The organism is Streptococcus sp. A34 (genome assembly GCF_043674115.1).
Taxonomy (GTDB): domain Bacteria; phylum Bacillota; class Bacilli; order Lactobacillales; family Streptococcaceae; genus Streptococcus; species Streptococcus suis_V.
The window spans coordinates 1-13132 of the sequence record NZ_JBIMJM010000045.1 but is presented as its reverse complement, the minus strand read 5'-3'; the positions used below and the strand labels follow the sequence as shown (position 1 = coordinate 13132).

At 46.4% G+C, this 13132-nt stretch carries 15 protein-coding genes and 1 pseudogene; 4 read left to right on the top strand and 12 right to left on the bottom strand.

Going from position 1 to position 13132, the window contains the following annotated elements; all coding sequences use genetic code 11:
- Window positions 1-188 precede the first annotated feature (188 nt).
- Window positions 189-641 (top strand): universal stress protein, encoded by a 453-nt coding sequence (locus ACHBGV_RS09400; protein WP_105111564.1) that lies wholly within the window; start codon window positions 189-191, stop codon window positions 639-641.
- A gap of 33 nt (window positions 642-674) precedes the next feature.
- On the opposite strand, the pseudogene ACHBGV_RS09395 reads toward ACHBGV_RS09400, so the two are convergent.
- Window positions 675-2037: pseudogene (locus ACHBGV_RS09395) on the bottom strand (Cof-type HAD-IIB family hydrolase).
- Between the two features lie 70 nt (window positions 2038-2107).
- On the opposite strand from ACHBGV_RS09395, the gene ACHBGV_RS09390 reads away from it, so the two are divergent.
- Together ACHBGV_RS09390 and ACHBGV_RS09385 are read left to right on the top strand one after the other, a co-directional pair.
- Window positions 2108-3067, top strand: a complete 960-nt coding sequence (locus tag ACHBGV_RS09390) for an asparaginase (RefSeq protein ID WP_394736201.1) — start codon at window positions 2108-2110, stop codon at window positions 3065-3067.
- A gap of 36 nt (window positions 3068-3103) precedes the next feature.
- Window positions 3104-3745, top strand: coding sequence for an HAD family hydrolase (locus tag ACHBGV_RS09385; protein WP_394736200.1), 642 nt, complete (start codon window positions 3104-3106; stop codon window positions 3743-3745).
- A 50-nt stretch (window positions 3746-3795) separates the two neighbouring features.
- Here ACHBGV_RS09385 and hisE read toward each other — a convergent pair whose 3' ends face one another.
- From hisE to hisC, 11 genes are all read right to left on the bottom strand, one after another.
- A complete protein-coding gene (gene hisE, locus ACHBGV_RS09380; protein ID WP_105122925.1) occupies window positions 3796-4110 on the bottom strand; it encodes a phosphoribosyl-ATP diphosphatase in 315 nt (104 codons plus the stop codon).
- A gap of 13 nt (window positions 4111-4123) precedes the next feature.
- On the bottom strand, window positions 4124-4438 hold the full coding sequence (gene hisI, locus ACHBGV_RS09375) for a phosphoribosyl-AMP cyclohydrolase (RefSeq protein WP_105111558.1): 315 nt from the start codon (window positions 4436-4438) through the stop codon (window positions 4124-4126).
- The gene (gene hisF, locus ACHBGV_RS09370) at window positions 4431-5195 is read right to left on the bottom strand and encodes an imidazole glycerol phosphate synthase subunit HisF (protein ID WP_394736199.1); all 765 of its coding nucleotides are present in this window, start codon (window positions 5193-5195) and stop codon (window positions 4431-4433) included. Before hisF ends, hisI begins: the two co-directional genes overlap by 8 nt.
- A 2-nt stretch (window positions 5196-5197) precedes the next feature.
- Entirely contained in the window at window positions 5198-5917 is a 720-nt protein-coding gene (gene hisA / locus ACHBGV_RS09365; RefSeq protein ID WP_394736198.1) for a 1-(5-phosphoribosyl)-5-[(5-phosphoribosylamino)methylideneamino]imidazole-4-carboxamide isomerase, read from the bottom strand.
- Between the two features lie 11 nt (window positions 5918-5928).
- A complete protein-coding gene (hisH, locus tag ACHBGV_RS09360; protein ID WP_105122922.1) occupies window positions 5929-6537 on the bottom strand; it encodes an imidazole glycerol phosphate synthase subunit HisH in 609 nt (202 codons plus the stop codon).
- A gap of 1 nt (window position 6538) precedes the next feature.
- Window positions 6539-7123, bottom strand: coding sequence for an imidazoleglycerol-phosphate dehydratase HisB (gene hisB, locus ACHBGV_RS09355; RefSeq protein ID WP_105111554.1), 585 nt, complete (start codon window positions 7121-7123; stop codon window positions 6539-6541).
- Window positions 7124-7194: 71 nt separating this feature from the next.
- Window positions 7195-7842 (bottom strand): phosphoserine phosphatase SerB, encoded by a 648-nt coding sequence (gene serB, locus ACHBGV_RS09350; RefSeq protein WP_172094857.1) that lies wholly within the window; start codon window positions 7840-7842, stop codon window positions 7195-7197.
- Window positions 7829-9112, bottom strand: a complete 1284-nt coding sequence (gene hisD, locus ACHBGV_RS09345; protein ID WP_394736197.1) for a histidinol dehydrogenase — start codon at window positions 9110-9112, stop codon at window positions 7829-7831. The genes serB and hisD overlap by 14 nt, the downstream gene beginning before the upstream one ends.
- On the bottom strand, window positions 9109-9756 hold the full coding sequence (gene hisG, locus ACHBGV_RS09340) for an ATP phosphoribosyltransferase (RefSeq protein WP_105122918.1): 648 nt from the start codon (window positions 9754-9756) through the stop codon (window positions 9109-9111). Before hisG ends, hisD begins: the two co-directional genes overlap by 4 nt.
- Window positions 9757-10731: an ATP phosphoribosyltransferase regulatory subunit gene (locus tag ACHBGV_RS09335; RefSeq protein ID WP_394736196.1), complete on the bottom strand. Its 975-nt coding sequence runs from the start codon at window positions 10729-10731 to the stop codon at window positions 9757-9759.
- The gene (gene hisC, locus ACHBGV_RS09330; RefSeq protein WP_394736195.1) at window positions 10728-11780 is read right to left on the bottom strand and encodes a histidinol-phosphate transaminase; all 1053 of its coding nucleotides are present in this window, start codon (window positions 11778-11780) and stop codon (window positions 10728-10730) included. Before hisC ends, ACHBGV_RS09335 begins: the two co-directional genes overlap by 4 nt.
- 401 nt (window positions 11781-12181) lie before the next feature.
- Between hisC and ACHBGV_RS09325 the strand changes: the two genes are divergently transcribed.
- Window positions 12182-12922 (top strand): PHP domain-containing protein, encoded by a 741-nt coding sequence (locus tag ACHBGV_RS09325; protein ID WP_257104878.1) that lies wholly within the window; start codon window positions 12182-12184, stop codon window positions 12920-12922.
- The last annotated feature ends 210 nt before the right edge of the window (window positions 12923-13132 follow it).

Genomic DNA, 13132 nt, shown 5'->3' with positions numbered 1-13132 from the left:
AGTTCTACCTTATTTCCTTGTCTCAGTCTAATTTCCAGTTTTTAAGACAGACTAGAACTTACTTTGAGAATTTAGCTATATTATTTTTCTCCATCTATCAATAAATACTTTACATTTTTTGTAAAATACCTTATAATATAAATGTATAATATTCCCTTACAAAAATTGTCTAAAAGGAGGTAAGAATCATGTCACAAACCTATCAATCTATTTTAGTTGCTGTTGATGGTTCAACAAATGCCGAAGTTGCTTTGCAAAAAGCCATTCAAGTTGCTAAACGCAATCAGGCAAAATTGACCATTGCCCATGTCATCGACACCAGAGCCCTACATAATGTCGTGGCTTTTGACGCATCCATCTACGAATCTCTTGAAAAAGAGGCCGAAACTCTTTTAGGAAATTATAAAAAGTGGGCTACCGATGCAGGCTTGACAGACATTGCCACTATCGTTGAGTTTGGCAATCCCAAGACCTTACTCTCCACAGACATTCCACAAGAGGCTGGTGCCGATTTGATGCTACTGGGAGCGACTGGTCTCAACACCTTCGAGCGACTGCTCATCGGCTCTTCTTCTGAATACATCATGCGCCACACAGACATTGACATCTTGATTGTGCGCAATCCAGAAAAAAGTCTATAAACATCTAGATAAATTGAAAGGCAGAGAATCGCATTAGGATTTTCTGCCTTTTTGTCTGTCTAGTTCGTCTTGAATTTTCCCTTCTGGTGCAAAACGCTCCTCCCAGCCCTCTGGCTTCAATATTTTGTGGGAAACAGGGTCGTAATGGGCCTTACCATCCGGAAAAAGCTTACCCATATTAGCCTGGTGGACAATATCGAAAATGGGTTTGGGGTCAACTCCTACCAAAACAAAGGAACCGTAAGTAAAATAGAGCAAGTCCATCAGGGCATCGACCTGACCAACCAAGGAGAGACCTGGACTTCCTTTACTGGTAACTTTTGCCACTGCCTTGTCGAGTTGCTGGTGCAGGCCCTGGACCTTACGGTCAAAATCTGCCTGGTCCGATGAGGCTGCCTGTAAAAATTCGACCAGCTCCTCCAACTTGAAACTAGCCCTGTAAAAGGCCGTATTCCCATCAAATGCCTGGGGAATTTCCTGAAGTGTGCCATCCATAGCCTTGTGAAAGTCACGAACAGCATTAACATTGGCATCCTTACTAGTCAACATTCTTCTCCTCCACGAGACCAAAGTGCACCAAGGCCTTATAAATACCATCCTTATTATTGGTATCTGTCACATAGGTCGCCGTCCCTTTGGCCTGTTGGGTAGCATTTCCCATGGCAATGGCATACTGAACACCGGCTAACATTTCCAAATCATTGTTTGAATCCCCAAAAACCATCACTTCTTCCATATCAAAGCCATAAATTTCTCCCAATTTTTGGATGCCTTGCAACTTGGAATTGCCCTTGCTGATGACATCTGCCGCATAGGCACTGGACCTGGTAAAACCAAGAGTTGGGAATTGAAGGGCCAGGCGCTGGGTCACTGACTCAGTAGCCAACAATAAGACTTGATAAACCGGTTGATCCAGATAGGAACGAATCTTATCTGTATCCTTAGGACGGAACTTGCGAACCAGGCGGTTAATCAGGAAGTTGATGCCACCAGCCCAGGCGCTCGGTATCATGCGTGTCAATCTGTAGACCAGGTGACCAGTGCCTACGTTCATAATACCACTGCCTACAACTCCTGTCCCCAGCCCAAGTGAGTAGTCCCACTGATTGCTCTCCACCAAATCAAGAAAGATCTCCAATATTCCCCTATCCAAGGCTTGGGCAAAGTGGACTTGGTCTCTTGAAAAAATATATTGGCCATTGTAGGTGATGGCCAGATCCAGCGATAGGCCGGCCATGTATTTCAGGACAAAGTTGGGGTCTCTGCCTGTTGCCAAGCCCACGAAAATGCCATTTTTCTTGAGGGCATTGATGGCCTGGATGGTGGATTTGCTGACTGTTCGATTATCGGTCAGAAGGGTTCCGTCAATATCAAAAAACACTGCCTTTACCGCCATCTAGCTCACCTACTTCCCTGGAATTATGTTACAATTAGTATATCACAGATTTGAAAGAAACTGAAAACTTATGAAAAAAATTCTGGCCCTCCACACTGGAGGAACCATTTCTATGCAGACCGACAATCAGGGGAGCGTCTCTTCTAGTTCCCACAATCCTATGGCCAGTCTTTCTACTCCCTTGGACACTATTCAGGTAGTGTCTGTTGATTTTTTGAACCTGCCAAGTCCCCATATTCGATTGGAACACATGATGGCGCTCTACCAAGAAATCAAGCGACAGGCGGATGAATTTGACGGCTTTGTCATCACTCATGGCACCGATACCTTGGAAGAGACAGCCTATTTCTTGGATACCATGGCCATTCCTCAAAAGCCAATTGTTATCACAGGAGCCATGCGCTCTTCCAATGATTTGGGTAGTGATGGTGTCTATAATTATCTGACAGCCCTGCGTGTCGCCGCAGATGAAAAGGCGGCAGATAAGGGGGTTTTGCTGGTCATGAACGATGAAATCCATGCCGCAAAATATGTGACCAAGACCCATACGACAAATGTTTCTACTTTCCAGACTCCGACCCACGGTCCTCTGGGGCTTGTAACCAAACGGGAAATCCTCTTTTTCAAAACTGCTGAGCCACGTGTTCGCTTTGATTTGTCAGAAATTGCAGGAACCATTCCTATCATCAAAGCTTATGCAGATATGGAGACCATTCTCCTTGATTCTCTAGACTCTGGTAAACTTTCCGGTCTTGTGATTGAGGCCCTGGGAGCTGGAAATCTGCCTCCATCTATCTTGCCAGCAATCCACCGCTTGCTGGCAGCAGGAATTCCGATTGTGCTGGTTTCTCGTTGCTTTAACGGTATTGCCGAGCCTGTCTACGCCTACCAGGGAGGCGGTATCCAACTAGAGCAAGAAGGTATCCTCTTTGTCAAGGAGCTGAATGCTCAAAAAGCCAGAATCAAGCTCTTGATTGCCTTAAATGCAGGTCTGAAGGATCAGGAATTGTCTGACTATATACAGGGATAACACTTGTCTTATGGACCAATAAAAATGGGGGTTCCTATGTACCAAACGCTTCTCTTCGACTTAGACGGAACATTGACCGATTCTGGTCCCGGCATTATCCATTCGGCTGCCTATGCCTTGGAAAAAATGGGCATTGCTGATGACAATTCCAGTCACTTGTCTCGCTTTATCGGACCACCTCTCTACGAATCGTTTGCCCAGTTTTATGGACTGAATGCGGCAGAAACCCAGCAGGCAGTCGATTATTTTCGGGAATATTTTACCAGCAAGGGAATGTTTGAAAACCATCCCTATCCCGGTATTCCGGAATTGTTGGGCAAATTGCAAGAGCAAGGGAAAACACTCCTCCTAGCCACTTCAAAACCAGAAATCTTTGCCAAACAAATATTGGCCCATTTTGAATTGGACCGCTATTTTACAGTCATTGCAGGTGCAAGTTTGGATGATACGCGCACCAAGAAGGGGCAGATTATTACCTATGCGCTGGACCAACTGGAAAAAATCAATGGCAAAGCTGTCATGATTGGTGACCGTAAACATGATGTCATCGGTGCCAAGCAACACCAGCTCGACAGTATCGGTGTCCTGTATGGCTATGGTGACCGAGAGGAATTGACAACTGCTGGTGCCAGCCACATTGTCCAAACGGTGGAAGAACTGGAAGATTTGTTGGGGTAGATACTTTTTTCGGATTTTTTCACAAACTAAAAAGCTCGTGATGAGCTTTTTTAGTAGTCACTAATTTCTCGGCGGTCGCTGGTTTTACTGACTTTTCCTTGACGAGCTTGCAAAACAGCTTCGATTTCTTCCAAGCTCACGCCAGTTTCCACCAGCAGAACAGCCATATGATAGAGCAAATCAGCTGTTTCATTGGCAATTTCTTCCTTGTCGGCGTTTTTGGCGGCAATCACAACTTCTGTCGCCTCTTCTCCAACTTTCTTGAGAATTTTATCCAAGCCTTTGCCGTACAAGTAGTTAGTATAGGACCCTTCTTTTGGATTACGCTTACGGTTCAGGGCTTCATGGTACAAGGTTTCTAGCATATCTGCTCCTTTCTTAGAGTATGTTTTCAAAAAAGCAACTATAGGCGCCCGTATGGCAGGCAGCCCCTACTTGCTCGACGGAAATGAGCAGGGTGTCGCGGTCACAATCTGTTTTGATGGATTTAACCGTCTGAAAATGCCCACTGGTTGCACCCTTGTGCCACAATTCCTGACGCGACCGGCTCCAGTAATGCATCTGTTTGGTTTCCAAGGTCTTTTGATAGGATTCTTCATTCATATAAGCCAGCATCAAGACCAGACCTGTCTCATGGTCAGTGACAATCACAGGCACCAATCCGTCTTGCTTGGCAAAATCAATACTAATCATTTAATCGCACCTCAATTCCATTCTGGCGCATAGCTGATTTGGTTTCAGCAATACTGACTTGGCCATAATGAAAGATGGATGCTGCCAGTGCTCCAGTCGCCGGTGTCTGTTCAAATACCTCAAGGATATGGTTCGTATTACCAGCGCCACCCGATGCAATGATGGGAACCGTCACCACGCTCGCCACAGCATTGAGCATGTCCACATCAAAGCCTGACTTGGTCCCGTCTTTGTCCATGCTGGTCAAAAGGATTTCGCCAGCTCCGAGCTCGACGACCTTCTTGGCCCAATATAGTAAATCTAGACCGGTATCCTTGCGACCGCCAGCCGCGTAGACATGCCAAGTTCCATCTACCTCCTTGCGCGCATCAATAGCGACCACAACACATTGGCTGCCGAATTTTTCAGCACATTCTTTGATCAAGGATGGATTGGCCACCGCCGATGAATTGACCGATACCTTGTCAGCCCCTGCCTTGAGCATCTTGTTCATATCATCGACGGAACGAATGCCACCGCCAACGGTAAAAGGAATAAAGACTTGGTCTGCCACGCGCCGCACCATGTCCACAGTCGTTTCGCGTTCTTCATGCGTCGCCGTAATATCAAGAAAAACCAATTCATCACAGCCTGCCTCGTAGTAGGCTTTTGCTGTGTCCACAGGGTCTCCCACATCCGTCAAGTTGACAAAATTGACCCCCTTGACTACCCGACCGTTCTTGACGTCCAGACAGGGAATAATGCGTTTTGCTAACATGTTCAACCTCCAAATTGCTGCAATTCGTCCAAGCTGACCTTGCCGCTGTAATAAGCCTTGCCGACAATGGTTCCAGAAACACCGATTTGCGCCAGCTCCACTAAGTCGCTCATGGAATGGATACCACCAGAAGCAATGACATCTGCCTCTGTCAAGGTCGCCTTCAATTTTCTGTAATGGTCAAAATTAGGACCTGTCAAGGTACCGTCGCGGTCCACATCGGTGTAGACAAAAAGCTGCACACCAATCTTTTCCATCTCCTTGGCCAAGCTCAGATAATCTACTTGACTGGTTTCTAGCCAGCCTTCTGTTGCGACAAAGCCATTTTTGGCATCGATACCCACGACAATGGCCTGACTTCCAAAACGCTCCAAGGCTTGCTTGACAAAATCTGGATTTTTAACAGCCATAGACCCAATAATGACACGGTCAATACCGGCATCCAGATAATCCGCAATCTGGTCCAAGGTGCGAACGCCACCTCCAACTTGAATGCGGAGACCGGTCTCGCTTTTCAAACTGGCAATCAAATCCCTATTGGTCGCTCGTCCCTCTAAAGCACCGTCCAAATCCACCACATGAATAAAGCCAATCCCCGCAGCCGCAAATGTTTTGGCTTGGTCTAATACATCTGGGTTAACAATGGTCTCCTGATTAAAGTCTCCTTTAAAGAGACGCACTGCCTTCCCATTTCGAATATCAATCGCTGGATAAATCTGCATATCTTCCCTCACTATTTCTGACATAATGCCGCAAACTTTGTCAAAATGCCAAGCCCAACCTGACCTGATTTTTCAGGGTGAAACTGCGCCCCAAAGACATTTCCTTTTGAAATCATTGCTGGAATTTCCCTGCTATAATCCGCTGTTGCGTCGATATATTCAGGCGCTACATCGGTAAAATAACTGTGAACAAAGTAAACCGACTGGTCATCAAGCCCATCTGTCAGTGGATTTTTCTGCTTGACTTCCAACTGATTCCAGCCCATGTGGGGCACAGGATAGCCCTCTTTAGCTGGAATAGGACGACAAACACCGGGAATGAGGCCCAAACCCTTGGTCGGCTGGTGTTCCAAACCTTGGTCTAAGAGCAACTGCATGCCTAAACAAATGCCCAAAAAAGGCTTGCCAGCCGCCACAGCTGTCTGAATAGCTGGTAGCAGTTGGCGTTTTTCTAATTCAGCCATAGCCGACGGAAAGGCACCGACTCCCGGTAAAATCAAACCTGTAGCCGACAAAATCTTCTCAGGATCCGCTGTCAATTCCGCAGCTACACCGATTTTTTCCAAGGCCCGCAGGACATTGGCTGTGTTTCCTGCATCATAATCAATCACTCGTATCATATTACAAGAGTCCTTTTGTTGAATTGACACCCTTAATGTCAGGGTTGATGGTAATGGCCTCGCGAAGAGCTCGACCTGTTGCCTTGAAGAGACTTTCAGCCTTATGATGACTATTTTTCCCGTGTAAAATCTTCAAATGCAGGTTCATCTGCAGGTTGAAAGCCAAGGCTTGGAAGAATTCTTCGACCAATTCCGTATCAAAATCACCTAATTTGGGATTGTCAAAAGTCGCATCAAAGACCAAATAAGAGCGTCCAGACAAGTCCAGACTAGACATTCCCAGCGTTTCATCCATAGGCACAAAAGAAGTCCCGTAACGATTGATACCGACCTTGTCGCCCAGAGCTTCCCTGATGGCTTGTCCAAGAACAATCCCGACATCCTCAACCGTATGATGACTGTCCACCCACGTATCGCCGTCTACATGGACAACTAGTGACATGCGGCTGTGGCGGGCAAAAAGGGTCAACATGTGGTCAAAAAAGCCCACACCCGTCACAATCTCAACCGGATCCTGCACATCCAAATTAACCGTCAACTTAATTTTTGTTTCAAAGGTATTGCGTTCAATGCTTGCTGTTCTCATGATGTTCTTCTTTCTTTACTATATTAGAAGCTGTATTCGCAGATCGGTACCTGACGTGTGAATACTGTCTCTTATTTCTTCACTCTATCCAAAATCTCAATGACCTGATACAAATTTTTCTCATTGATTTGATAAGGAGCCTGTTCCTGCACAATGGGTTTGGCGCAGAAGGCGATGCCGATACCAGCTGCCTGAATCATGGGCAGATCGTTGGCACCATCGCCCACTGCAATCGTATCTTGCATGTCGAGACCATTTTCCGCCGCCCAAGTTCTGAGCATGGTTTCCTTAACATCCTTGGTCACAATGTCCCCGGTCACACGTCCTGTCAAAACTCCGTTGACAATTTCTAGCGTATTAGCCTTAACATAGTCCAAATTGAGCCGTTCCGCCAACACGTTGACCGTCTGATGAAAACCACCCGACACGACGGCTACCTTATAGCCACGCTTGTGGAGTTCTGCCACCAATTCTTCTGCTCCCGGTGTGAAATGAATGCGCCCTAAAATGCGGTCCAAAACCGTTTCGGGCAAGCCCGCCAGCAAGCCAACGCGTTCACGCAAGGCCTCTTCAAAATCCAATTCCCCCCGCATGGCGCGCTCAGTAATGTCCGCAACTCGCTGACCGAGACCAGCTTCTTCGCCCAGCAGGTCAATGCCTTCTTCCATGATCAAGGTGCTGTCCACATCCATGACCAATAATCCCTTAACTTCCTTCATTTCTCACCTCAATGGCCCGTGCATGGGCAGCCAACCCTTCTGAATAGGCCAAATTCGTAATGGCCTGACTAGCCTCTTGCACGGCTTTCTTACTATATTGTGTGTATTGTATTCGTTTGATAAAATCATAGACACCCAGTGCCGAATAAAAACGGCTGGTGCCTGAAGTTGGCAGAACATGATTGGTCCCTGCATAATAATCCCCAATCGGCTCACTGGTATAATGACCCAAGAAAATCGACCCAGCATGCTTGACCAAGGGAAGATAATCATAGGCATCTTCCATAGCAATTTCCAAATGTTCAGGCGCCACCAAATTCATCAAGTCAAACATGGCTTCTACCGTGTCTGTCACGATAATGCGTCCGTTCTGCTCAATGGATGCCCGCGCAATTTCTTCACGTGGCAAGGTCTGCAGCTGCCGTTCGATTTCTAGCTCGACTTGCTCAGCCAAGACTTCCGAATTGGTCACCAAAATCGCACGCGCCAAGCGATCGTGCTCCGCCTGTGACAACAAATCCGCCGCTACAAAAACAGGATTTGCCGTCTCGTCTGCGATAACGCCAATCTCAGATGGACCGGCAATCATATCAATTCCAACCAAGCCATAGACCAATTTCTTGGCCGTTGCAACATAGATATTGCCCGGACCGGTAATTTTATCCACCTTGGGAATGGACTGCGTTCCATAAGCTAGCGCGGCAATCCCGTGGGCTCCGCCAACCTGATAAATCTTATCCACTCCAGCCAATCTTGCCGCCACCAAAATCGCTGGATTGTAGGTCTCTTGTGGCGGGGTAATCATGATGATTTCCTCTACACCAGCAATTTTTGCTGGGATGACATTCATCAAGACCGAAGAAGGATAGGCGGCTGTTCCTCCCGGAACATAGACGCCCACTCGCTCTAGGGGACGAATGAGTTGCCCACGAAGGACACCTTCGGACGGTTGGTCCTCAAAACCCTCTTCCACCTGTTGTTGGTGGTAGGAAGCGATATTGGCTTTGGCACCTTCTAAGGCTGAGAGAGTGTCTGGTTCAATCTGCTCAAAAGCTGCATCTATTTGCGCTTGACTGACTTCTAAGTCATCGAGCTCGATCCCGTCAAACTGGAGATTGTAGGCTTTCAGAGCTGCATCTCCTTCACGAGCGACCCGTGCCATGATTTTCTTGACGGTCTCTTCTACGGAGACCGTTTCTGCATTCAGCGCCACTTGTTCTTGATGGAGCAAGGCCGCAATGTCATGACTTGTTCCACTTAAGCGTTTCATCTAAAAGGTACCTCCTCATTTCCGACAATGTCTTCTAATTTCTTGATAAATGATAGCACTTGAGGCTTATTCTTGATGCTGGCTTTATTGACAATCAAACGCGAGGAAATCCGACAAATATCTTCAAAGACCACTAAACCATTGGCCACCAAGGTATTGCCCGTCTCCACAATATCGACGATGGCATCGGCCAGTCCCAGAACAGGAGCAATTTCCACACTACCTTGAATAGAAATAATCTCGACATCCTCGCCCTTTTGCTTAAAATGTTCCAGGGCAACTGTTGGATACTTGGTCGCAATCCGCTTCCGCTTGTGATCACTGGGATTGTAAGTTGGAACAGAGGCAACCGAGAATTTACACAAGCCAAAGTTCAAATCCAGCATTTCCAAAAATCCTGCAGGATGCTCAATCAAGACATCCTTGCCGACAACGCCCATATCTGCCACTCCGTGGCGAACATAGGTCGTTACATCCGGAGCCTTGACCAGTAAAAAGCGAAACTGCCCATCAGGGCTTTCAAAAATCAAATTCCGCCCCTTATCGGCCATGAAAGACATATCAAAACCCGCCTTTTCCAGAAGAGCCAAGGTTTCCTTCTCAATCCGCCCCTTGGTCAAGGCAATGGTAATCTGATCACCCATTTACTTCCCTCCTTGATAGTCTAAATCCTGTCGAATGGCTTGGTAAATGGCATCAATTTCCAAGGCCCAACCGATAGCTGTCAGCTCCTTGGCTCCAAACCGCTCAAAGAGCTTGTCATACCGCCCACCCGATAAAAAGGCGTCTGGCAATTGCTGGTCAAAAACCTTGAACATCATGCCTGTATAGTATGGAACCGTCGGAAGTTGGGCCAAATCCACTGTGACAGGCCCCAAATCAATTTCTGCCATGGCGATAAATGCTTCTAATTGGTCAAAAGCCTGCAATAATTGCGCATTCTGCGACACCTGCCGGGCTTCTGCCAAGACCGCCTCTACCTCTCCAAACAAGTAAGGCAAACGACTGATGAAACCATCAAATTCACTCGGATGCTGCTTGGTAAATTCATGGAGCTTGGTAATGTTTTTATCCCGAATATGGAGGGACAAATCATTTGCTACCTCAGAAGTTAGTTCCAATTGCTGAAAAATCGTCTTGAGGATGGCTGCATGCGAAAACTCAAATTTGTAGTCTTTCAACCCCGAACGTTCCAAGGCTTGTTTGGCACTAGAAATGGCTTCAGCATAGGCCTCCTGTACAGGATAGCCAATGATTTCAATTCCGGCTTGAGTGCGTTCATTTTCCAAGCCCCGCATGGCTTCTTGACTGCGAAAGACCTTGCCCGAATAAGAAAATTTAATAGGCGTCTGCACCCGAGTTGAGGCAATGACACGAGCCACTTGGCTGGTAATATCCGGACGCAAGCTCAGAAGATGGCCTCTCTTGTCAAAAAGGTGATAATTCTTGGTATCGACAGTATCTGAAAAGACTTCAAAATGCTCCAAGGTCGGCGTTTCAATCCGATGAAAACCGCGCTCTATCAAAAGGTCACTGACCGTCCGTTCAATTTCATAAGTAGCACGGGCGCGTTTGAAAAGCTTGTCGTGCAGTCCTTGTGGCAATGTTCGATTGTTCATAGGCACCCTTCCTTTATCCTTGCTAAGACCTGCTCCATCTCCTCTTGTGTGCCGATGGAGATGCGTAGTCTATCTTTTATGCGTTCTTGGTTTGGAAAATACCGGACATAAATCTGCTCCTCTTCCAAGTGCTTGAACAGTTCTCCCGCACTAACACGAGATGGTCGCACTAGGAGGAAATTGGTTGCTGACGGCAAAACGTCAAAGCCAAGTCTGGTCAATTCTTCCGCAAACCAATCGCGCGTTGCCATAATCTTCCGGCAGGTTTCTTCATAATAGGCCCAATCCTTGACCGCAGCCAAAGCCAAAGCTTCCGAAATGGCATCCACATTGTAAGGATTGATGGCATTGCGCACCGCTTGAATAACACCTATCAGCTCCTTGGAACCTATGCCGTATCCGACACGCAAACCCGCTAGTGATGCATCCTTGGAGAAGGTCCGCGTAATGAAGAGATTGGGGTATTTGTCCAAAAGCGGAATAGCTGTCTGCCCGCCGAAATTGACATAAGCCTCATCAACGATGACAACGACCTGCGGATTAGCCTTCAGAACCTCCTCAATATCGCCCAGAGACTGGAAGCATCCCGTCGGAGCATTGGGATTGGTCAAAATCACTCCCCCACATTCTCTCTGATAATCTGCCACTCGCCAGCTAAAATCCTCCGCCAGCGGTATCTCTTTAAAAGGCACCTGATACAAATCAGCCCAGACCTTGTAAAAGCCGTAGGTCAAATCTGGAAACAAAATCGGTTGCTCCGTTTGAAAGAAGGACAGAAAAGCCATAGACAAGATGTCATCCGAACCATTGCCAATGACAAATTGGTCTGCCTCCAAACCGTATTGATCAGCCAAGGCCTGACGAAGTTCTGCCTGATCCAGACTCGAATAACGACGCAGGTTGGTCGCATCAAAGTCAGCCAAAGCCGCAACTACCGCTGGACTTGGTCCATAGGCATTCTCGTTGGTATTGAGTTTAATCATATTGGCCACCTGTGGTTGCGCTCCAGCCACATAAGGTGTAATCTTTCTAAGCCCTTTTATTTCCATGTCATTACCTCTCAAACGATAAAAAAAAACACGCGCAAGATCCTTGTTTCAGGACGCTTACACGTGGTTCCACCTTCATTCAGACATACGTCGCCGTATATCCCTCAGGAAGTCAAAGACTTCAGTCCGTAACGTAGACAGACGTCAATCACTACTAGGTTCAACACCGTTGGCAATTGCACTCAAGAATGTGTGCCCAAACCGATGTATCCTTTCAGCAACTAGATACTCTCTGAAGAATGGTCTGGGATTGTTTCTCTCATCGCTTTATATTTTGTACTATTTTACCAAATTTTTGATAAATTGCAAGAATTATCAGATTTTTTTATTCCATTTCCCTTGATTTCCGAACTTGTCGCTCAAAAGCGATTTTGTTACAATAGAAAGAAAGGAGAATTACCATGAGAGACAATCACCTGCATACCCACCACTCCTACGATTCCAAGGTGCGATTTCAAGATTATCTTGAGCATTACAGCGGCGAAATCGTGACGACGGAGCATTTTGATTTGTCCAATCCCTATAGCAAGCAGGATGATATTCCTGATTATGAGGCCTATTCCCAAGAAATTGCTGTGCTTAATGAAGACTATGGTAAGCGCATCAAGAAAGGCATTGAAATCGGCTATTTCCAACCGCGGGAAACCGATATTCTAGCCTACTTAGCAGACAAAGACTTCGACCTCAAATTATTATCCGTCCATCACAACGGAGTTAACGATTATCTAGACGAAGAAGTGGCAGATATGGACAAGATGGCGGTCATGACCGATTATTTGGACCGCTTGGAATATGCCGTCGGACGGGTTCCAGCTGACGTCTTGGCGCATTTTGACTACGGTTTCCGCCTCTTTGATGTGACTGTTCAAGAACTAGAGACTTTTGAGCCTCAGCTCATCCGCATTTTCAAGAAAATGATAGCGCATGATTTAGCCTTTGAACTCAATGCCAAGAGCATCTACCTCTATCACCACGAAGAACTGTACCGTTACGCTCTTCAATTGGTCAAAGAACTAGGTTGCCACCGCTATTCTCTGGGCTCCGACGGACATGTCTTGGAACATTTTCAACTGGGCTTCGAGAAGATGTTGCAGATGCTAGAAGACTACGGAATTCCAGAAGAAGAGATTATAAATTTATAATTATTGGCAAACCTCGGCTGAAAAAGAGCCTGTCTCAATCATATATAGAATAAAAAGCGATCAAGATTAGATTTTCTGACTATCAGAATACTAACTTGTTCGCTTTTTGAATTTTAATGGTTGCTAGATAGGATGTAACCGCCCAATAACAAGGTATCTATCCAATCACTCCTTCCTCCAGTATACTGTTATAAAAAACAAACTGGAGGA